Source organism: Phaeobacter italicus, from assembly GCF_001258055.1.
Classification (GTDB): Bacteria; Pseudomonadota; Alphaproteobacteria; order Rhodobacterales; family Rhodobacteraceae; genus Phaeobacter; species Phaeobacter italicus.
Map to the genome: position 1 here is coordinate 689864 of NZ_CVRM01000011.1, position 21578 is coordinate 711441.

19 protein-coding genes are annotated in these 21578 nt (G+C 58.4%); 5 read left to right on the plus strand and 14 right to left on the minus strand.

The annotated features are described in order from the left end of the window. Positions 1–24: 24 nt before the first annotated feature. Together NIT7645_RS06520 and NIT7645_RS06525 are read left to right on the plus strand one after the other, a co-directional pair. Complete coding sequence (locus NIT7645_RS06520) at positions 25–1236, plus strand: serine hydrolase domain-containing protein (protein WP_008559830.1); 1212 nt, start codon at positions 25–27, stop codon at positions 1234–1236. A gap of 76 nt (positions 1237–1312) precedes the next feature. After that, complete coding sequence (locus tag NIT7645_RS06525; RefSeq protein ID WP_008561308.1) at positions 1313–2179, plus strand: acyl-CoA thioesterase; 867 nt, start codon at positions 1313–1315, stop codon at positions 2177–2179. Between the two features lie 823 nt (positions 2180–3002). Here NIT7645_RS06525 and NIT7645_RS06530 read toward each other — a convergent pair. Further along, positions 3003–4223: an acyl-CoA dehydrogenase gene (locus NIT7645_RS06530; protein WP_008563184.1), complete on the minus strand. Its 1221-nt coding sequence runs from the start codon at positions 4221–4223 to the stop codon at positions 3003–3005. Between the two features lie 116 nt (positions 4224–4339). Here NIT7645_RS06530 and NIT7645_RS06535 point away from each other — a divergent pair, with 116 nt between their 5' ends. Further along, positions 4340–5251 carry a LysR family transcriptional regulator gene (locus NIT7645_RS06535; protein ID WP_008559489.1) on the plus strand — a complete coding sequence of 304 codons (912 nt, stop codon included), beginning with the start codon at positions 4340–4342 and terminating at the stop codon, positions 5249–5251. A 60-nt stretch (positions 5252–5311) separates the two neighbouring features. On the opposite strand, the gene phoB is transcribed toward NIT7645_RS06535, so the two are convergent. The 11 genes from phoB to NIT7645_RS06590 all read right to left on the minus strand — a co-directional run bounded on the left by phoB (position 5312) and on the right by NIT7645_RS06590 (position 16276). Beyond that, on the minus strand, positions 5312–6001 hold the full coding sequence (phoB, locus tag NIT7645_RS06540) for a phosphate regulon transcriptional regulator PhoB (RefSeq protein WP_008562255.1): 690 nt from the start codon (positions 5999–6001) through the stop codon (positions 5312–5314). A 3-nt stretch (positions 6002–6004) separates the two neighbouring features. Next, the gene (phoU, locus tag NIT7645_RS06545; RefSeq protein WP_008561430.1) at positions 6005–6718 is read right to left on the minus strand and encodes a phosphate signaling complex protein PhoU; all 714 of its coding nucleotides are present in this window, start codon (positions 6716–6718) and stop codon (positions 6005–6007) included. Positions 6719–6732: 14 nt separating this feature from the next. Continuing rightward, positions 6733–7530 (minus strand): phosphate ABC transporter ATP-binding protein PstB, encoded by a 798-nt coding sequence (pstB, locus tag NIT7645_RS06550; protein ID WP_008561093.1) that lies wholly within the window; start codon positions 7528–7530, stop codon positions 6733–6735. A 12-nt stretch (positions 7531–7542) separates the two neighbouring features. After that, a complete protein-coding gene (gene pstA, locus NIT7645_RS06555) occupies positions 7543–8889 on the minus strand; it encodes a phosphate ABC transporter permease PstA (RefSeq protein ID WP_008561750.1) in 1347 nt (448 codons plus the stop codon). After that, positions 8889–10367, minus strand: a complete 1479-nt coding sequence (gene pstC, locus NIT7645_RS06560) for a phosphate ABC transporter permease subunit PstC (RefSeq protein ID WP_008559680.1) — start codon at positions 10365–10367, stop codon at positions 8889–8891. Before pstC ends, pstA begins: the two co-directional genes overlap by 1 nt. Before the next feature lie 133 nt (positions 10368–10500). Next, positions 10501–11556, minus strand: coding sequence for a substrate-binding domain-containing protein (locus NIT7645_RS06565; protein ID WP_008560323.1), 1056 nt, complete (start codon positions 11554–11556; stop codon positions 10501–10503). 341 nt (positions 11557–11897) lie between these two features. Further along, positions 11898–12938: an ATP-binding protein gene (locus NIT7645_RS06570; protein WP_008560492.1), complete on the minus strand. Its 1041-nt coding sequence runs from the start codon at positions 12936–12938 to the stop codon at positions 11898–11900. A 49-nt stretch (positions 12939–12987) separates the two neighbouring features. Continuing rightward, entirely contained in the window at positions 12988–14145 is a 1158-nt protein-coding gene (locus NIT7645_RS06575) for a trans-sulfuration enzyme family protein (protein ID WP_037302372.1), read from the minus strand. Between the two features lie 27 nt (positions 14146–14172). Then, complete coding sequence (locus NIT7645_RS06580) at positions 14173–14694, minus strand: gamma carbonic anhydrase family protein (protein WP_050686372.1); 522 nt, start codon at positions 14692–14694, stop codon at positions 14173–14175. After that, complete coding sequence (gmk, locus tag NIT7645_RS06585; RefSeq protein WP_008559769.1) at positions 14691–15332, minus strand: guanylate kinase; 642 nt, start codon at positions 15330–15332, stop codon at positions 14691–14693. Before gmk ends, NIT7645_RS06580 begins: the two co-directional genes overlap by 4 nt. Positions 15333–15379: 47 nt before the next feature. Beyond that, the gene (locus NIT7645_RS06590) at positions 15380–16276 is read right to left on the minus strand and encodes a YicC/YloC family endoribonuclease (RefSeq protein WP_050686374.1); all 897 of its coding nucleotides are present in this window, start codon (positions 16274–16276) and stop codon (positions 15380–15382) included. A gap of 242 nt (positions 16277–16518) precedes the next feature. On the opposite strand from NIT7645_RS06590, the gene NIT7645_RS06595 reads away from it, so the two are divergent. Next, positions 16519–17331 carry a PAS domain-containing protein gene (locus NIT7645_RS06595; protein WP_050686376.1) on the plus strand — a complete coding sequence of 271 codons (813 nt, stop codon included), beginning with the start codon at positions 16519–16521 and terminating at the stop codon, positions 17329–17331. 208 nt (positions 17332–17539) lie between these two features. Here the strand turns inward: NIT7645_RS06595 and NIT7645_RS06600 are convergent, their stop codons facing one another. After that, on the minus strand, positions 17540–18910 hold the full coding sequence (locus tag NIT7645_RS06600) for a class II 3-deoxy-7-phosphoheptulonate synthase (protein ID WP_008561851.1): 1371 nt from the start codon (positions 18908–18910) through the stop codon (positions 17540–17542). A gap of 178 nt (positions 18911–19088) precedes the next feature. On the opposite strand from NIT7645_RS06600, the gene NIT7645_RS06605 reads away from it, so the two are divergent. Further along, the gene (locus NIT7645_RS06605) at positions 19089–20087 is read left to right on the plus strand and encodes a GlxA family transcriptional regulator (RefSeq protein ID WP_008559098.1); all 999 of its coding nucleotides are present in this window, start codon (positions 19089–19091) and stop codon (positions 20085–20087) included. 64 nt (positions 20088–20151) lie between these two features. Here the strand turns inward: NIT7645_RS06605 and NIT7645_RS06610 are convergent, their stop codons facing one another. Next, positions 20152–21285 carry a PQQ-dependent sugar dehydrogenase gene (locus NIT7645_RS06610; protein WP_008559101.1) on the minus strand — a complete coding sequence of 378 codons (1134 nt, stop codon included), beginning with the start codon at positions 21283–21285 and terminating at the stop codon, positions 20152–20154. Positions 21286–21578: the final 293 nt, after the last annotated feature.

Consider the following 21578-nt stretch of genomic DNA (forward strand, 5'->3'; position numbering starts at 1 on the left):
TCACCCGCAACAGGAGCACCGCCCATGACCGTTAACAGGTTGAACCGGATCAGGGATTGGCAACACCGCTACGTCGATCAAAAGAAATACGCTGGCAGCGCCGTTTTGATCAACCGGCATGGTGCGGAGCTCTATTATAGTGAGGTTGGCGCGCGCAACATCGAGGAGGATCTTGCATGGACCCGGGACACCGTCGCCCGGATCTATTCGATGACCAAGCCCATCACATCTGTTGCTCTGATGATGCTGGTCGAGCGTGGGCTGATGCATCTGGATGCACCCGTCAGTGATTTCATACCTGAATTCAAAGAGATGCAGGCCCTTGTTGCGGGCGCGGAACATATCGGCCAGACCGAGGCAAGCCGCGCGCCGACCTTGCATGAGCTGCTGACGCACACCAGCGGGCTGAGTTATCCGTTCAATCCCGGTATCCTGGCGGAAGCAATGGCTGAGGCTGATCTGATGTTCAAACCGGGGCAGGGTGCGCTTGCCCCTCAAGTCAGAGAGCTGGCGCAGCTGCCTCTGGCATTCCAGCCCGGCACCCGGTGGGAGTATTCCGTCAGTATCGACGTCCTTGGCCGCGTGATCGAAGTGGTAAGTGGGCGGACATTGGAAGATTTCTTCCAACGCGAGATCTTTGATCCCTTGGATATGGCCATGACAGGGTTTCAGACCCCGGAAGGCATCGGCGACAAATTTGCCTCGCTTTATTCACCCTTGGCGGGCGACGCGATGGCGCTGAACGAAGCGCAGCGCGGAGGCAATCCGCTTCGCCTGACGGATGACTATCATACCAGCCCATTTCACAGGACACAGATGCATTCCGGTGGCGGTGGCTTGGTCGGCACCATCGACGATTACATGCGATTTGCAGAGATGATCCGCCGAAAAGGCCGCGCCGATGACGGCTTTATCATTTCCCCGCAAACAGTTGATTTCATGGTGCGAAACCACCTTTCGGGTGACATCGCATCGATGGGTCCGCAAAGTTTCGCTGAACAGCCAATGGAAGGAATGGGGTTTGGTCTTGGGGGCGCGGTTGTCCTTGATCCTGCACGCGCGCGCTGTCCGGGTTCGCCCGGCGACTTCAGCTGGGGTGGAATGGCGTCCACGTTTTTCTGGGTTGATCCTGTTCTGGATCTCAGCGTGGTTTTCTTTACCCAGCTCGCGCCCTCAAGCTCATATCCGTCGCGGGCGGAGCTGAAAGCGCTGGTTCACGGCGCGCTTACGAATTAACGAAACAGGAGAGCGCAAGGCGCCGCGATTTGCGCGTGGCCGTTGCACCAATATCCAGATGAAAGTCGCCACGTAAATGCCTGAAGCTGCTGATGTTCTTCTCAATCTCCTGAACCTCGAGGAACTGGATCGCAATCTGTTTCGCGGGGTCGGCTCTGGCGGTGAAACGCCAACGCGTATTTACGGCGGTCAGGTCATCGCTCAGGCGTTGATGGCGGCGTATCTGACCGTGCCGGACCGGCTGTGCCACTCGCTTCATGCCTATTTTATCCGTCCCGGTGATCCATCCAAGCCGGTGATCTATGTGGTCGATCCTGCACGAGATGGCGGCAGCTTCACGACGCGGCGCGTAACGGCGATGCAAAACGGCAAGCAGATCCTGAACCTCGCCGCATCTTTTCACATCAACGAACCTGGCTGGGAACATCAGCACGACATTCCCCAGGTTCCAAGCCCTGAGCAGCTGGTCTCGCGCGAGGATCTCCACAAGAAATTTGCCAGCGAAGTCAGCGAGAAAATCCGCGTTGAATTCACCCGTGAACGACCTTTCGAAATTAGAGACATCGACCCGCGCCATCCTGTCGATCCTGGAAAAGCCAGCGACATCAATCATATGTGGGTTCGGATGAAAGCGGCCAAGAACGCCAGTCCGCAGCTGCAACATGTGTTGATGGCCTATGTGTCTGACTACGGCTTGCTTGGATCTGCGCTACGGCCGCATGGGCTCAGCTTTCTCAAAGGCGAAGCCATGACAGCGAGCCTTGATCACGCGATGTGGTTTCATGCGCCGGTACAGTTTGACGCCTGGCATCTCTATACGATGGATTCTCCCTTTGCTGGCGGTGGTCGAGGGTTCAACCGAGGATCCATTTTCACGGAAGATGGCCGATTGGTCGCCAGCGTCGCTCAGGAAGGGCTGATGCGCCCAATTACCAAAACCTAAGCCAGGTCAACGGGTTCCAGGGTTCTTTATAGCGCTCTTAATTACCATAATACAGATTATAAAACACGCTGAAACGAGCAGTTCGCTTCGCTCTCTCTGTTCTGTAGTCATCCTTCTGTCGTGTTTTTCCACCGGCAATTGCCTTGCGTGGAAGCAGCGTTTGTGGGCCAACATCCCTGAACAATCACCTGCGCCGGTTTGGAAACCCGGTCGGGATTTCCTTAAGATTTTCGATTCATCTTTTTTCAACACAGGTTGAGGCGTGGATCCCTGGCGTGCTAAAAAATGGCACGCATTCATGGAGAGTTTTGTGATAGCTCCGGTGCGACCGCCTGCTCAGCGAGGTTATGGCTGTGTGGGCGCAAATCTGTTTACCTGCATTTCTGCAAAGCCTGCTGATCACCCCGCTTTGGCTTTGCGAAAACTCCTGCTTGTGCGGAAAATCTCCCGCGCTGCACGGGGTCTGCAAAAATGCGGGCTGCTCTGGCGATCACTGGCCTCGCTTGGCGCGGTTTCCAGAGCACGTTAACCCCAGCCTGGCGCGATCGTTAGTTATTGTAGGTATTTGCGCAGGCTGGGCGTCAACCGTTTCGGCCAGACCTGGCCTCAGTCAGCCCAGCAATTTGCAGCACAGGTCATTGCGCTAATTGCAGAGCGTTCGGGGTTTGCGAATTTGCCCAGCACCCTTGCATGAATTCAAAGGGTCCGCCAACGGTAAACATCTGAATCCATTAACAATATTGCAAGGATCTTAACAAAAAAAACCGCGCCTTTGGCATCCCAAAAGCGCGGTTTGTTTAATTTTATCCGTCAGACGTGGAGTTTAGAAAAACGCCTGCAGGCCCGTTTGTGCGCGACCAAGGATCAGGGCGTGAACGTCGTGGGTGCCCTCGTAGGTGTTGACTGTCTCCAGGTTCACCATGTGACGGATGACGCCGAATTCCAGGCTGATCCCATTGCCACCGTGCATGTCGCGTGCATTGCGAGCAATTTCCAGTGCCTTGCCGCAGTTGTTGCGCTTGACGATCGAAATCATCTCGGGCGCCGCGTTTGCCGCATCCATCAGGCGACCGACCTGAAGAGAGGCCTGCAGGCCAAGGGTGATTTCGGTCTGCATGTTGGCAAGTTTCAACTGAAACAGCTGGGTATTTGCAAGCGGGCGGCCAAACTGTTTGCGGTCGAGCCCATATTGACGGGCGGCATGCCAGCAGAATTCTGCAGCCCCCATCGCGCCCCAGCTGATGCCGTAACGTGCCCGGTTCAAACAGCCGAACGGACCTTTCAGGCCTTCGACATGGGGCAGCAGCGCGTCTTCGCCGACTTCGACGCCGTCCATTACGATTTCACCGGTGATCGACGCGCGCAGCGATGCCTTGTTGCCGATCTTGGGTGCCGACAGCCCCTTCATGCCTTTTTCCAGCACAAAACCACGGATTTTTCCGCCGTGTGCTTCGGATTTGGCCCAAACAACAAAGACATCGGCGATGGGTGCGTTGGAGATCCACATTTTGGACCCGGTCAGACGGTAACCGCCATCAGTCTTTTCTGCGCGGGTTTTCATGCCTGCGGGGTCAGATCCGGCGTCCGGCTCGGTCAGGCCAAAGCAGCCAATCCATTCTCCGGAAGAAAGCTTTGGCAGGTATTTCTGGCGCTGTTCTTCGCTGCCATATGCGTAAATGGGATACATCACGAGCGAGCTTTGCACCGACATCATGGAGCGGTAGCCGCTGTCGACGCGTTCGACCTCGCGCGCGACCAGACCATAAGAGACATAGCCCGCGCCAAGCCCGCCGTATTCTTCGGGGATGGTGGTGCCAAGAAGGCCCATCTCGCCCATCTCGCGGAAGATTTCAGGATCAGTTTCCTCGTTTTCATAAGCACTTAGAATGCGAGGTTGAAGTTTTTCCTGAGCATAAGAGCGTGCAGATGCCGCGATCATGCGTTCGTCTTCGGTCAATTGTTCGTCAAGACGCAGGGGGTCTTCCCAATTGAACTTGCCCAGATCGGGGGCGTCTTTGGCGCGCAGGGTCGGTTTGTCGGTCATTGGTCCACCTTTTGGTCCTTGTGTCTGGGCCAGAGTTTAACCTTGCGGTAAGGTGAAAAACAGCGATAGAACCACAAGGAAACATGACAAAAGCTCATACTTTGATGTGGTTCTGAATGGCGACACCAAGGCGATTTCTTCCATCAATTGCAGCGCTGCGTGCGCTTGAGGCCCTCGACCGGCTTGGCAGCGCCTCGGCTGCGGCAGATGAGCTGTCGTTGACACAGGGCGCCGTCAGCAGGCAGCTGCAGGCGCTGGAACGGCAATTGGGCGTTGATCTGGTGCGGCGCGATCAGAAACGTCTCACCCTCTCCGCAGAGGCGCAAACCTATGCATCAGAGGTGCGGCAGGCGCTCAATCAGATTGCGCAATCAACCCTGCGGGTGCAGGCAGCTCCGCTTGCGGGTACGCTGAACCTGGCCATTCTGCCTGCCTTTGGAATGCGTTGGCTGATGCCCCGACTGCCAGAATTTGCGCGTCTCCATCCGGATGTGACAATCAACATGTCTACCCGGCTGGAACCGTTCAACTTTGTTGGTGAAGGCTTTGATGCTGCGATACATTTCGGATCGGCAGATTGGCCCGGAACCGAGGCGCTGTTGCTGAAACACGAGCAGATGCTGCCGGTTTGCGCACCTGATCTGCTCAATGGTCGCGATATACCGGATCCGGCGGCCATTCTGTCCCTGCCCCTTTTGCACATTCAGACCCGCCCCAAGGCCTGGGCCCAATGGTTTGAAAGCCACGGGGTTCCGGCATCCACGGGTTTGTCCGGCACAATGTATGACCAATTCTCAACCATCACTCAGGCGGCTTTGCATGGCCTGGGTGTGGCCTTGATGCCGGATTATCTGGTTGAACAGGACATTGCGACAGGCAGGCTTGTGGCGCTGCACCCCTCTCCAACAGAGAGTCGCGGCGCCTATTACCTGGTTTGGCCTGCAACCCGGTCCAAGGACCCGGCGCTTGTCAAATTTCGCGATTGGCTGGCAGGTCAGGCCCAGCCAGAGGATCCGCTGCCACGCTGAGCCCACAAAAACACCCCCTGGATCGCCAGGGGGTGCCAGATGTCATGGCGGACGCACATTCTATCCCAGAGCGTAACCTGCACCCCGCACAGTGCGCACCGGGTCAGAGCCGCCGTGCTGGGTCAGCGCCTTGCGCAGCCGACCGATGTGGACATCGACAGTGCGGGTGTCGACATAGATGTCCCTGCCCCAGACCCGATCCAAAAGCTGTTCACGGCTCCAGACGCGGCCGGGTTTTTCCATGAAGGTGGACAGAAGACGAAACTCTGTCGGGCCAAGCTTCAATTGCGTATCGGCACGGCTGACCTTGTGGGTTTCAGCGTCCAGAACGATATCGTCAAACTCCAGCCGAACACCAACCGTTGACGGACGGACCCGGCGCAACTGGGTCCGGACGCGGGCCATCAGTTCCACGACAGAGTACGGCTTGACGACATAGTCATCCGCGCCGGTTTCCAGACCACGCACCTTGTCGACCTCTTCCGACCGGGCGGATAGCATGATGATCGGGATATTGCGGGTTTCTGTGCGCGACTTCAGCCGACGGCAGACCTCTATCCCGCTGAGGTTCGGCATCATCCAATCCAGAACGATGATGTCCGGCGTGTCCTCTTCAACGATCAAAAGCGCCTCTTCGCCGTTTTCGGCGCGCAGCACGCGAAATCCGTCGGCTTCCAGATTGTAGGCCAGCACCTCTCGCTGGGCCAGCTCATCCTCGACAACCAGTACCGTTGGTTGGTCCGCAGACATGGATCACACTCCCTGCTGCGGAATGGAAGAGGTGGTATCAGCCTTCTGGCGGTCATCTTCTGGCTTGTCGCCGGTCACGAGATAGACAACCTGCTCTGCAATCGAGGTGACATGATCGCCCATCCGTTCGACGTTTTTGGCGATGAAGTGCAGATGCATGCAGGGGGTGATGTTGCGCGGGTCTTCCATCATGAAGGTCAGAAACTCGCGGAACAGGGCGTTGTACATCTGGTCGACGTCCTTGTCGCGGGCGATGACATCATGGGCCAGTTCCACATCGCGCTGGATATAGGAATCCAGCGCATCTTTCAGCATCAACTCTACCTCGCGGGCCATCCGGCGCATGGCGGCGGCACTCTCAGACACATTTGGCCCCTGAGCGAGAACGGCCGTCCGCTTGGCGATGTTCTTGGCGTAGTCGCCGATCCGCTCCAGGTTGCCAGAAATCTTCATGACTGACAGAACCAGACGCAGGTCAACGGCTGCGGGGGCACGGATCGCGATGACGCGGGCGGCCTCTTCGTTGATCAGCTCTTCCAGACCATCAATTGCCTTGTCGCCCTGGCGCACCTGCTGGGCCAGCTCTTCGTCGCGGGTTTCCAATGCGCGAGCGGCATCCATGATGGCTGCTTCGACCAAACCACCCATTTTCATGATCTGGGCCTGGATCGCTTCGAGGTCGCGGTCAAACGCGGATGCAATATGTTGTTCTACCATAATCTTGTCCTCGATCAGCCGATGCGGCCGGTGATGTAGCTTTCGGTGCGTGGATCTTCGGGGTTGGTAAAGATCTGGCCGGTTGCGCCAAATTCCACCAGATTGCCAAGGTGGAAGAAGGCGGTTTTCTGGCTGACACGGGCGGCCTGCTGCATGGAGTGGGTCACGATCACAACCGAATAGCTGTCGCGCAGCTCGTCGATCAGCTCTTCGATCTGGGCCGTCGCAATGGGGTCCAGCGCCGAACATGGCTCGTCCATCAGCAGGACTTCGGGCTCTGTCGCAACTGCGCGTGCAATGCACAGGCGCTGCTGCTGGCCACCCGACAGACCAGTGCCCGGTGCATCAAGACGATCTTTCACCTCGTCCCAGATGGCGCCACGGCGCAGGGATTTTTCAACGATCTCGTCCAGCTCCGCCTTGTTGGCGGCCAGGCCATGAATGCGCGGGCCATAGGCCACATTGTCATAAATCGACTTGGGGAACGGGTTGGGTTTCTGAAACACCATCCCAACCTTCGCGCGCAGCTGCACAGGGTCCACGCGGCTGTCATAGATGTCTTCGCCGTCGATTTCGATATCACCGGTCACACGGCAGATGTCGATGGTGTCGTTCATCCGGTTGAGGCAGCGCAGGAATGTCGACTTGCCGCAGCCTGACGGGCCGATGAAAGCGGTGACCGTGTTGTCTTCGATCTCGACGTTCACGTCCTTGATCGCGTGGGACTCGCCGTAATAGACATTCACGTTCTTGGCGGCGATCTTGGTTTTTTGTGTTTCCACGTCTTTTTCCAATGCAGTCATCTGGTTCATTTCAGCCCCCACTTACCAGCGGCGTTCAAAGCGGCGGCGCAGGATCACAGCCACTGTGTTCATGGTTACGAGGAAGATCAACAGAATGATGATCCCACCCCAAGCGCGTTCGTAAAAGGCCGGATCGGCACGTTTGGCCCATTCATAGATCTGAGCAGGCATGGCAGAGTTTGGCGACAGCAAGCCATCGGCAATGGTTTCCGGTGCGTTGGATGCGATGAAGCCAACCATACCAATCAACAAAAGCGGTGCGGTTTCGCCAAGGGCCTGCGCCAGACCGATGATGGTCCCTGTCAGGATACCGGGTGCTGCGAGCGGCAGCACATGGTGAAACACCGCCTGCATCCGCGACGCCCCTACCCCAAGAGCCGCATCACGGATCGAGGGCGGCACGGCCTTGAGCGCGGCGCGGGTCGAAATGATGACCGTGGGCAGGGTCATCAGCGTAAGGACCAGACCACCCACCAAAGGCGCGGACATCGGCAGGTGCATGTAGTTGATGAATACCGCAAGGCCGAGAATACCAAACACGATCGACGGAACCGCGGCGAGGTTGGAAATGTTCACCTCAATGATATCGGTCAGCCAGTTTTTGGGCGCGAACTCTTCCAGATAGATGGACGCGGCGACACCGATGGGCAGCGCCAGTGCAAGGACCACCAACATCATGAACAGTGATCCCAGCATGGAGACCCCCATGCCTGCGGCTTCGGGACGCGCGTCAGAGGCATCTGCGCCGGTGATGAAGGCTAGGTTGAATGTCTTTTCAACCACGCCCGCGCTCACCAGTGCATCGACCAGATCCAGTTGTTCCGGCGAAATGCTCTTGTCATTGGCGATGCTGTCTCGGCTCACACGGCCCTTCATGTAGCCGTCAACGCGGCTGGAGGCCAGAAAGCGGAATTCTACGGTTTCGCCAATCTGATCCGGGTTTGCGATAACAAATTCGCGCAGTGTCGCGGCTGCGTCCTTTGACAGGATCCCGGCCATTTCCTTGGCTTTCAGCGGGCTGTCGATGCCGAGTTCGGCCACTTTGGCCTCTACCGCGGCCCGGATGATCGGCGCATAGCCAAAGGTCGTGACCTTCTTGATTGCATCGATGTCGCGGGTGCCGGATTTGTCCAGCTTGCTCTCCAGCAGCTCAACCTCGAGCGTCACAAAGGTCTGTTGGAATGCACCGGTGCCACGCCCCACGATGGTTGTCACCAGGACACAGAGCATCAAGAGGCCGACCGAGATCGCAGCGATACCATAGGCGCGGAACCGGCGCTCTGCGGCATTGCGTTTGCGTGTGCGGGCGCTGTGCTGCAACAGTGAGCCGCCCTTATTGTTTGCGGGATTTTGACGGGTGTCGGTCATTAGTCATACTGCTCCCGGTATTTGCGCACGATGTACAGCGCCAGGACATTGAGCCCGAGGGTCAGAACGAACAGCGTCAGACCAAGGGCAAAGGCAACAAGGGTTTCGGGGCTGGCAAAATCGGTATCGCCGGTCAGCTGGCTGACGATCCGGGTGGTGATCGTTGTCATGGATTCCAGCGGGTTGAGCGAGAATTTGGCAATCGCGCCAGCGCCCATCACCACGATCATGGTTTCCCCGATCGCGCGAGACGCGGCCAGCAGGATGGCGCCAACAATCCCGGGAAGCGCGGCCGGTAGGACCACCTGACGGATGGTTTCAGACTTGGTCGCACCCAGCCCGAGAGAGCCATCGCGCATCGACTGCGGCACCGCATTGATGATGTCATCGGACAGCGAGGACACAAAGGGGATCAGCATGATGCCCATGACCAGACCCGCTGTCAGAACAGAGGTTGCACCGCTCATCCATTCGACGCCCAGCAGACCGTCTTCGCCCTGCCCGAAGATGCGCACCAACATCGGCCCCACCGTCAACAGCGCAAAAAGGCCATAGACGATGGTCGGGATGCCTGCGAGGATTTCAAGCAGCGGCTTGGCAAAGGAGCGCACGGCGCCGCTGGCGTATTCGGAAAGGTAGATGGCAGCAAACAAACCAACCGGAACAGCAACAAGCAGCGCAATCAAAGAGATATAGAGCGTGCCCCACAGCAGCGGCAGGATTGACAGTTCACTGTCCCCGCGAAAGTTCGGAGCCCATGTCGAGCCAAAGAAGAAGTCGCTCCAGCTGTGCAGACCAAAGAAGTTCAGGCTCTCAAACAGCATGGAGAACACGATGCCAACAGTGGTCAGGATTGCGAGGCTCGCGGCCAGGATCAGCAGCGCCATGATGCCCTGCTCGACCACGTTGCGGGCTCGAAAATCCTTGTGCGTGCGCCCGTAGGCCCAGGCAAATCCGCCCAGGGACAGCAAAAGAACCACAACGGTTTTCAATATGCTGCCTGTTGCTGTCAGGCTCCGATAGCGTTGGGCTGCAGCCAGCACCTCCGGGCTTACTTCGGAGCCAAGCGCGACACCAACCTGAGCAAGCAGCGCCCGCACGTCGATGGTTTGTGCCTCAAGCGCATTGGCGCCCGCGGCATCCAGAACCCCTGCTTCCACAGCCTGATCCAGACCTTCGGCAAGGCGGCGCACATCGCTCATCACCAGCGAGACGGTGGTGTTTTCTGCAATGCTCTCGGCCGGGATCATCGCAGCGACGCGGCTTTCGATCATCATTGGCTGGGCCAAAGACCAGATCGCCAGCACAGCAATGGCCGGGACAATCGCGCTGAGCGCGACATTGTGGCCGTAGTAGGCCGGCAGGGAATGCAGAAGCTTCACATCGCCTCCGGCTGAGGCAAGCGCGCGTTGGCGCCCCAGCACAAAACCCAGAGCCGCGAGGGCAATCAGGGTAAATACGAGCCATAGTGTCGGCATCAAAGTCTCCGTTTCGGTGGGACGGATAGGTCAGAAAAACTGCGACGCGGGATCCGGCGCATGGCCAGAGGGGTAACAACAAGAGCCGGGGCAACACTCTGCCCCGGCCCGATTTTCATTCTTGCCAGAGCGCTTAGGAATTGCCGCCCATCACGGCTTCCTCTGCAACGGCAGCCTGGGTCTTGCTGAGTTCCGGATCGGATACCAGACCGTATTCTGCCAGCGGGCCATCGGGGCCTGCCACTTCGTCCGCGACGAAGAATTCAGCATATTCTTTCAGGCCGGGAATGACGCCGATGTGCGCTTTTTTCACGTAGAAGAACAGCGGGCGGGATACGGGGTATTCGCCGGTTGCGATGCTCTCGGTGGAGGGCACGACGCCAGACATGGTCGCGACCTGCAGCTTGTCGGTGTTGTTCTCATAGAACGCCAGGCCAAAGACGCCGATGCCGTCCTTGTTGCTTTCGATGCGTGCCAGGGTTTCGGTGTAGTCACCGTCGATGTCCACGGACACACCATCGGTGCGCAGGGAGATACAGGCCTTTTCAGCCGCCTTGTGCTTGGCCTTGTCGCTGTCGCCTTCAGCAGCCGCCAGCAGGACGTCGAATGCGCCTGTGGCTTCGCAACCCGCCAGGATCACCTTGTCTTCGAACACTTCACGGGTGCCGTGCTTGGTGCCGGGGATAAAGGCCTGGATGTCCTGTGCCGGGAACGCGGTGTTCACGTCAGCCCAGGTCTTGTTCGGGTTGGCAACCATCTTGCCGTCAACGAGGATCTCGTCGGACAGGGCCAGGAACCAATCGCTCGGGGTGTATTCGAAACCGTTGCCGTTGATGTCCGATGCAAAGACGATGCCGTCATAGCCGATCTGGACTTCGATGATATCGGTCACGCCGTTTTCGGCGCAGGCTTTGATTTCTTTGTCCTTGATGCGGCGCGATGCGTTTGCGACGTCGATGGTGTTTTCGCCCACACCTTCGCAGAACCGCTTCAGACCAGCCGAGGACCCGCCGGATTCAACAACAGGTGTCGGGAAGTCAAAGTTCTCGCCAAAAGCTTCGGCTACGATCGAAGCGTAGGGCAGAACGGTCGAAGAACCGGCAACCTGCACCTGATCGCGCGCAGCAGCGGCGGTTGCAGAAACGGCCGAAATAGCCAGGGCGGAAGCGGTAAATTTCACAAAGGACATCTGTTGTCTCCTTGGGTGTCAATTTTCAGGACCATCCCCTGATGATCTTGCGCCCTGACCTAAGGGCCGCGCATGTGCCTTTTGTGACAGGTATGTAACAGCTGTATGACAATCCGCGCGAGGAGGCGGTTTTCATGACAAAAAACGCAGATATTCAGATGCAGCGTTAACTATTTCCGGCTTGGAAGAGGGGGAAATCCCCTGCCCGTCGCTTGCGGGTTTTCAGATATTATATAGCGATGTCAGTTGCTTGGCACGCGCAATCTAGGTCAGCCGCCCCGTCTCGACCGGAAAAGGTCTTTGTGACACCTCTTGTCGCGGGTAAGGCAGCGCCGGAAAAATCAGCGGGGCAATATGACAGTGAAGGTTGTGCCCTTGCCGGCACTGCTTTCGACTCGCATCCGGCCGCGATGGCGATTGACGATGTGCTTTACAATCGCAAGCCCGAGCCCGGTGCCCCCCTGTTCGCGAGAGCGATGGGTGTCGACACGGTAAAACCGTTCGGTCAATCGCGGCAGATGGATAGGGTCAATGCCCGCCCCATTGTCGATGACCTGAACCCGCACGGCAGCCGAGCGCACGGCGGGGTCGCGGTCTGACAGGGACAGACGGACCAGCACCTGATTGCCCCCATATTTGATCGCGTTTTCCACCAGATTGGTGAAAACCTGCTGCAGCTGATCCGGATCGCCGGTCACCAAGGTGGGCGTCTGCGGAACCTCAAGCGCCAGGGAAACCTCTTTGCCTTGGGCCACCGGTTCGAGCGATTTCAGTGTTGAGGCAAGATGTGCGCCCAGATCCAGCTGCTCGCGCGGGCGCACGCGCTCTTCGCTTTCCACACGGTTCAACGACAACAGGTCACCAACCAAGCGGTTCATGCGGTTGGCTTCCCCCTGCATGATCTCAAGGAACCGTTCGCGTGCGGCGGCATCATCGCGCGCCGGGCCACGCAGGGTTTCGATAAACCCCATCAGCGCCGTCAACGGCGTGCGCAGCTCGTGGCTGACGTTTGCTACGAAATCCCGCCGCATCTGGCTGGCCTGCTCACGTTCTGTGATATCGGTGAGACTGACGAGGGCCGCGCCCCCGTTGACTGCCCCAATTCCCGGGATATAGCGCAGGCAAACCTCAAACGTGGTGTCTTGCGCACCGTCATTGGACAGATGACGCGCCGATCTTGGCTGCCGGTCGTGAAGACAGCCCTCAATCGCAGCCGCAACACTGGGTTGGCGCAGGATGGTGGCGAAATGGCGCCCGACAAGATGGGCGCCCAAAAGGGTCTTCGCCGCCGCATTTGCAGCGATGAAGCGTTCACTTTGATCCACCAGCACGGCAGGCAGAGGCATGGCTTCCATGAAGCCATCAATCAGATCCTGTGCCATCCGTCGCCTCCGTAGCTGCCCTGCTGGTGGGTTTAGCGGTCAATTGTAACTACGACGTGGCAGCTGCAACTGCGTCCGTAAAGACTGCGCAAAGCTCCTTGGGATCTTCAAGACCCACAGAAACCCGGAAGAACCCTTCATGAAGGCCCAGCTCTGCCCGACGCTCTGCACTCAGTGCGCGATGAGACGACGACGCGGGATGCGACAGCGTGGTGGCCACATCGCCCAGGGTCGGGGCAAAGCTCAGCCCGTCCGCTGCACGGGTAAAGGCGTTGGCCGCCTCACGGCCGCCATCCAGTTCAAAGCTCACCATATTGCAGCCCTGCCCGTCCAGCAGCGCCATCGCGCGGTCGTGATCGGGATGGTCGGCGCGGGTCGGGTAAATCACCCGCTTGACGCCGGGCAGCGCGGACAGGTGATCGGCCAATGTGACAGCAGTGGATTGCGCGCGATCAAACCGCAGTTCAAATGACAGCATCCCACGCTCTGCCAGCCAGCAATCAAACGGGCTTGGCGTCAGGCCGGTGGTGACGGCAAAGACACGCAACCGATCATTCAGCGCCTGATCTTTGGCAACGACATAGCCCAGCATCACGTCGGAGTGACCCGCCAGCAGCTTCGTGATCGAGTGGATCACGATGTCAGCGCCACGTTCAAACGGACGGAACCCCCGCGGAGTGGTAAAGGTGTTGTCGACCACAAGCAGGATGTCGCGGTCCTTGCACAGCTTTGCCAGCCCATCGATGTCGGCGATCGCGAGTGTCGGGTTGGAAACGGCCTCAACCAGGATCATCTTGGTTTCCGGACGCAGCGCGGCCTCGACAGCGGCAATGTCACCGGGATCAGCCAGAGAGGTTTCAATTCCCAGACGCGGCAGATCCTCGGCCATCAGGCGCAGCGAGCGACCATAAAGCTGATTGCCGCCAACAACGTGATCGCCGGATTTCAAAAGGCCCATGACGACGGCGGTAACGGCTGCCATGCCGGAGCCGGTCACAACACCGCCTGTGGCCCCTTCCATCGCGTCCAGCCGCTTGGCCACGACATCAGCGTTCGGATGCCCCTCGCGCGAATAGGTATAGCCGTGGACGCGGCCCTCGTACTGATCGTCCAGCGCGTCGGGGGTTTCGCTTGCGTATACCACCGACGGGCTCAGCGGGGTGACAACCGGGTGGCTTGCACTGGACGGCAGCGGATCTGGCCGCATCAGCGACCCTTTGGAATTTCTCACGTGTTAGACCTCTGTTAATTCATCGCGGAAGCGACGCATATTTTTTTGGTAATGGACCGCACTTTGACGAAGCGAGGCGACAAGAGCCTCATCCACGTCCCGCACGATTTTGCCCGGCGCCCCCATAACGAGAGAGTTGTCGGGAATCTCCTTGTTCTCGGTGATCAGGGCACCTGCCCCGATCAGGCAGTTCTTGCCAATTTTCGCGCCATTCAGAACGGTCGCGCCCATCCCGATCAAGGTGTTTTCGCCAATGGTGCACCCATGCAGCATGGCCTTGTGGCCAATGGTGCAGTTTTCACCAATGGTGAGCGGATAGCCGGGGTCGATGTGCAGGACGCATTGTTCCTGTACGTTGGAGCCCCGCCCGATCCGGATCTCTTCGTGTTCTGCACGAATGGTGGTGCCAAACCAGATTGACGCGCCCTCCTCCAGGACGACCTTGCCGATCAGGTTCGCGTCAGGCGCGACCCAGGTGTCTTCGTGGATCTGCGGTTTGGAGGTTCCGAGCGCGTAGATGGTCATGACAGGTCTTCAAACTCCGTTTGCAGGGCGCGCACGTGATCCATCAGGTGGGGCTGTTGGATGCGACGCAGGCGCGTGGCGGTGATGATGGTTTTCAGCTGCTCTTCAGTGGCATCGAGATCGTCGTTGATCAGCACATGGTCATAGCTGCCCCAGTGGCTGATTTCGTCCCAGCTTTTCTGCATGCGGCGGCTGATCGTCTCTGCGTCATCCTGTGCGCGGCTTTCCAGACGGCGACGCAACTCATGGATCGAGGGCGGCAACAGGAAAATCGACAACGTGTGCTGGCCGAGATCCGAGTTGCGGATCTGCTGCGCGCCCTGCCAGTCGATATCAAACAGAACATCCTGCCCCGCATCAATCGCGCCCTGCACGGGCCCCTTGGGAGAGCCGTAGAAGTTGCCAAAGACATGGGCGTGTTCCAGCATGTCGCCGTTTGTGACGTCTGTCTTGAACTGGTCTGTCGAAATAAAGTGGTAGTCCTGCCCGTTCACTTCGCCCGGACGCGGATCGCGCGTGGTGGCCGAAACCGAGAACTGAATGCTCGGGTCCCAGGCCCGCAGGCGTTTTGCCAGTGTGGATTTCCCCGCACCCGATGGCGAAGACAGGATGATCAAAAGGCCGCGCCGGTCTGCCATGGCGTGCTCTCCTATATATTATGTGTGCGCCACATCGCGTGTGACGGTTATTCGATGTTCTGGACCTGCTCGCGCATCTGATCAATGACCGATTTAAGATCGAGACCGATTGCCGTGAGGTCGCTGTTTTGCGCCTTGGAGCACAAGGTGTTGGCCTCGCGGTTGAATTCCTGCATCAGGAAATCCAATTTGCGGCCAACTGCGCCGCCCTTGGCGAGCAAGTCGCGGGCTGCCGAAACATGGGCCTTGAGGCGGTCAATTTCTTCGGTGACATCAGCCTTGACCGCCAGAAGCGCAAGTTCCTGGGCGACACGGGCCTCGTCTACTTTGTCTGCGTTGTCCAGAACCCGTGCCAGATTGGTGCGCAGGGTTGCGGCCATTTGCGGTTTGCGGGCCTCTGCGAGGGCTGCTGCGCGGCTTTGCAGGGTGTCAATCTCGTCCAGCTGATCAAGGAGCACGGCCTTTAGTGCCGACCCTTCCGATGCGCGCATGTTAACAAAGTCGGACAGAATTGCGGCAAAGGCGCCTTTCAGCGCTGCCACAATTGGTGCGGGGTCATCCGCGGTGTTGCCCTGTTCCAAGACCCCCCTTTGCGAGAGGATCTCTGCGCTGGTACTGGGGGCAAGATCAACGCCCGCCACCTTCGCGGCTGCTTCGATCTTTGCCATTGATGACAGGACAGTGGCCAGCATCGCCTCGTTTATGGTCAGGTCTGCGCCTGCGTCCTCGTTGCGGTTTATGCGCAGGGTCATCGACACATTCCCACGCGCCAACGCCTTGCCCAACTCACCACGCACAAAGGGCTCAAACCCTTCCAGCCACTCGGGAATACGCAACCGAAGGTCCAAGCCCTTGGCATTCACCGATCGCAGCTCACAGGACCAGCTGTGGGCGCCCGTCGTCCCCTGTGCAGCGGCAAATCCGGTCATCGAATGGATGGTCATCTGTGGTGCTCTCCCCCGATTGTGGCGCACAGCTGTGCGAGCCTTCCCGGATTACAAGGACTTGCAGGCCAAGTCCACCTGCGCGACGTGTCAAGTGGATGTGTTAACCATTCGTTAAAGAAGTAGTCCAAAATTGAATTAGATTGTGTCATGTTAACTTCAGGATAACCAATCCGGCATTAAGAGTTGACTAACCAAGATCACTTGGACCTCACCAGCCGGATCCAACAAGGATGACACCTATGTTTTTTGGCGGCCGCAAAGACAACAACAGCACTGGTCAGCAGAAAGTCGTGAAGATGGACCGTTTCCGCTCCTCCGGCTCTCTCTCGCCGATGCGGCAGGCTGAATCCTACTGGACCGCACTGCGTCGGGGCGATGACATCCCCAGCCGGTCCCAGATCGACCCACGCGGCCTGGAAAACATTCTGCCCCAGACCTTTATCCTTGAACGTATTGCGCCTGGCATCGCCCGCTTCCGCCTTGCAGGGCAGAAGGTCAACGAAATGGCCGGCATGGAAGTGCGCGGCATGCCGATCACGGCGTTTTTCACACCGCAGGCCCGCAAACAGGTCAGCAGCGCGCTGGAAAACATGTTCGACACGCCCGCAATCATTGAACTGACGCTGAAGACGGAAAACAACCGCCTGCGCGGTTCGCGTGAAGCACGGATGCTCCTGCTGCCGCTGCGCAGCGATCTGGGGGATGTGAGCCGTGCGCTTGGCGTGTTCATCTCCGAAGGCAACCCAACTGGTGTCTCCCAGCGGTTCTCTGTCACAGAAACCCAGATCCGCCCGGTTGCCGAACATGGCGCAGACCCCGCGTTTAAGGCCAAACCGCGTGGCGAGGATGCAAAACCTGCTGCGGGTGTGAACACACCCAATCCGGGTTTTGCGGAAACTCAGGCGCGTTTCAAAGACGAACCATCCATCATGAGCGAAGCGCGCGCATTTATCGAAAACCGTGGCATCGCTGCGGACAAGGATGAGCGCGGTGAGAAAAAAGAACGCCCCGCGCGTGGAAGCCACCTGCGACTGGTGGTCAGCCGCGACTGAATCGGTTAAGGACTTCCTAACAGTTTATTTTGCGCTACTGGACATAGCCCAAAATTCCCCGCCCCGTGACAGAACGTCCGGGGCGTTTCCCTTTTCGATCCATTCCCAGCCCGGCCTTCCTGTCAGAACTGAGAGCAGAAAAAAGCCCCCACGCCATCGGCGCAGGGGCTATTCATGTTTCGGGGTCAGCCCTGCAAAGGCTGGCCGATCAGCCTGCCGCGCGAGCCGTCGTGCGGGCGCGCAGTTGAGACACCTCTTCAGCGACCAGGAACGCGAGTTCGAGCGACTGGCTTGCGTTCAGGCGCGGGTCACAGGCGGTGTGGTAACGATCGCTCAGATCTTCGTCCGTGACTGCGCGGACGCCACCGGTGCACTCGGTCACGTCCTGACCGGTCATTTCAAAGTGAACGCCACCCGGGATGGTGCCTTCTGCTTCGTGAACGCCAAAGAAGTCGCGCACTTCGCGCAGAACGCTTTCAAACGGACGGGTCTTATAGCCAGTCGCGGATTTGATGGTGTTGCCGTGCATCGGGTCACAGACCCATGTCACGTTGGCACCCTCTTCCTTGACGGCCTTGACCAGGCGCGGCAGGTGCTCACCTGCTTTCCCTGCACCGAAACGGGCGATCAGGGTCAGTTTGCCTTCTTCGTTTTCCGGGTTCAGCTTGGACATCAGAACCTTCAGATCATCGGCAGTGGTGGTTGGGCCACATTTCAGACCGATGGGGTTTTGCACGCCGCTGCAGAATTCGACATGCGCACCATCAGGCTGACGGGTGCGATCGCCGATCCACAGCATGTGGCCCGATCCGGCCAGCCATTTGCCGGAGGTCGAATCCAGACGCGTCAATGCCTCTTCATATTCCAGCAACAGCCCTTCGTGGCTGGTGTAAAACTCGACGCTTTGCAGCGTGTGGGCGGTGTCGTTGTTCACACCGGCCGCTTTCATGAAATCGAGCGTATCGGTGATGCGGTTTGCCAGTTCGCGGTAGCGTTCGGCCTTTTCCCCTTCGGTAAAGCCGAGGGTCCAAGCGTGCACCTGGTTCACATCCGCATAACCGCCGGTCGAGAATGCGCGCAACAGGTTCAGGGTTGCAGCGGCCTGAGTGTAGGCCTGCAGCATCCGCTTTGGGTCTGGGATACGCGCGGCTTCGGTAAAGGCGAGATCATTGATGATGTCACCACGGTAGCTCGGCAGTTCGACACCGTTCACGGTTTCGGTGGGTGCGCTGCGCGGTTTGGCAAACTGGCCGGCCATGCGGCCCACCTTGATAACCGGAACCTTGGCGCCATAGGTCAGCACCATCGCCATTTGCAGCATCACCTTAAAGGTGTCGCGGATTGCGTCGGCACTGAACTGATCAAAGCTTTCGGCGCAGTCGCCGCCCTGAAGCAGAAACGCCTCGCCACGACCGGCCGCACCAAGGTGCTGTTTGAGACGACGTGCTTCACCGGCAAAGACCAACGGCGGATACTTGGACAGCTGAGCCTCAACAGCCGACAGGGCGTCGGCGTCGGTATAGTCTGGCATCTGTACCCGCGGTTTCTGGCGCCAGGTCGATTTTTGCCACTCACTCATAGCTGTTTCTCCGATAGAGTCTTGTAATGTGAGCGGTACCTATACGAAATCGCACCGCTTCTGACCAGTTTAGATTTGCAAAGTCTTGACGACACCGCGAAGCTATGAAAACGGGCGATAAATTTCGTGGCTGAAAAAGTCACCAACAGAAGTAAATGCGACAACAAGGACTCTGGCCATGCGACAGCCAAGCACGCCAAGACATTCCCCGGCTTCTGAGCCCCAGCTGAAACGCTTTGCGTTTGTGCTTTTGGACAGTTTTTCGATGCTGTCTTTCGCCTCTGCCGTGGAATGTCTGCGCATTGCCAACCGGATGGTCGGACGTGAGGTCTATAAGTGGACATTGCTGAGTGAGGGCGGCGGGACTGTTTCCTGTTCGGCTGGCACCTCCTTTCAGGTGGATGAAGACCTGATCGAACTGCAGCGCGATGATACGATTTTGGTATGCGCCGGTATTGCCGTTCAGGATGCCACCACCAAACGCCTGCTGTCCTGGCTGCGCCGTGAAGCGCGCAAAGGTTTGGTTGTTGGCGGGCTCTGCACGGCGTCCTATGCATTGGCGCGCGCGGGTCTTCTGGATGGAAAGCGCGCGACGATTCACTGGGAAAACTCCGACAGTTTCAATGAAGAGTTCGATGAAGTCGACCTGACCAAATCTGTCTTTGTGATCGACGGAAACCGCCTGTCCACCGCCGGCGGGACATCCTCTATCGATCTGATGCTGAAACTGATTGCCAATGATCACGGCGAAGACCTGGCAAATGCGGTTGCGGATCAGCTGATCTATTCCTCCATCCGAACAGATCAGGACACCCAGCGCCTGTCCATCCCGACCCGCATTGGGGTACGCCATCCGAAACTGTCGATGGTCATCCAGATGATGGAAGCCAATATCGAAGAGCCGATCAGCCCGTCAATTCTTGCGCAGAATGTGGGCATGTCGACGCGCCAGCTAGAGCGGCTGTTCCGGCGGTATCTCAATCGCTCGCCCAAGCGCTATTACATGGAACTGCGGCTTCAAAAAGCCCGCAACCTGTTGATGCAGACCGACATGAGCGTGATCAACGTGGCGCTTGCATGTGGCTTTGCCTCGCCGTCGCATTTCTCCAAATGCTACCGGGCACATTACAACACCACCCCCTACCGTGAGCGCGGCACCAAAGGGGCCAGCGAATAACGCCTGAGGCAAGAGTTTTGCAATGAACAGGTCGGGCCGACGTGCCCGGCCATTTTTGTCAAAATCACCTGGAGAGGCGGTATAGCGCTCCCTCGGTTTCAGAGAGGAACCAGATGCTGCCATCTGCGGCCTCTTCTATATCGCGGATCCGGCCGGTCTCATCGCTTTTGATCTGCTCCACCTCTGTCAGTGGCGTGCCGGAGAGGCGGGCGATATAGTCAAACTTCAACGACCCGACCAGGATATCCCCACGCCAGTCGGGCCACATTTTTCCGGAATAAATCAGAAGGTTGGAAGGCGCGATTGACGGGTCCCAGTAGTGCATTGGCTGTTCCATTCCCGCACGGCTGGTGCCTTCCCCGATCTTGAGCCCCGAATAATGACGCCCATAAGCGATGACAGGCCAGCCATAGTTCAGCCCCCTGCCGATCAGGTTGATCTCATCCCCACCGCGCGCGCCATGTTCGGCGGACCACAGCCGCCCTTGCGTATCAAAGGCGAGCCCCTGGGGATTGCGATGGCCGTAGCTCCAGATCTCAGGCTGCGCCCCAGTGCGCCCCACCAGGGGATTGTCGCGTGGCACAGAGCCATCGGGGTTGATCCGCACCACAGATCCATTGTGGGAGCCGACTTCCTGCGCGGACGGGCGATCCCCCCTGTCACCAATTGTGACGTAGATGGCCCCATCAGGCCCTTCTGCCAGCCGAGAGCCAAAATGCCGCCCGGTGGTGGAGGCGGGGCTCGCCACAAAGATGTCGCGCACATCAGTCAGCGCAGTGTTGCGACGGCTGAGTTTGCCGCGCGCAACCGCTGTGGTGGCGCCGTGGCCCACCCGTTTTGAATAGCTCCAGAAAATCACCCGGTGCGAGGAAAAATCATGGGGAACAAGCACATCAAGAAGACCACCCTGCCCCTGTGCGGCAACCCGTGGGACGCCCTTGACCTCTGTCACGGTGCCGTTTTCGACGAATAGAAGCCTGCCGTCGCGTTCGGTGACCAGACTGCCCCCGCCCGGCAACAGACCCAGACCCCAGGGAACATCAAACCCCTGCGCGACCTGCGTGAGCTGAAGCGGCCCCTCGCTTGTTTGGATGTCCTCTGCTTGCGCTGACGCCGCAAAACCCAGGGTGACGCACACAGCCATGCCGCGACATAAACTGACAGTGCGCAGCATCCGGACCAATGGAGCAAAGAGCATAATATCGATACTTCTCTCAGAACGGTTTCAGGGGCACTTATGATAAGTCTGCATATTTCCCCGCATGACAATCTGCGGCCTTGCATATTCTCAACTAGTGCACTCACCACATAGATCCACCCCTGCGCCCACTGAACCTGTGGGGAACCTGTTGCGACGCTGAAATGGGGGAAACCGGCAGTCCTGAACATGTGTAGCGTGAAGGTTTCCGACAGTTTGCTCGCCCGATCCGTCCCACGGGATTGATGAGGCGAAAAAACGCCACGAAACGCCAAAAAACCTGCCTCGGTTTT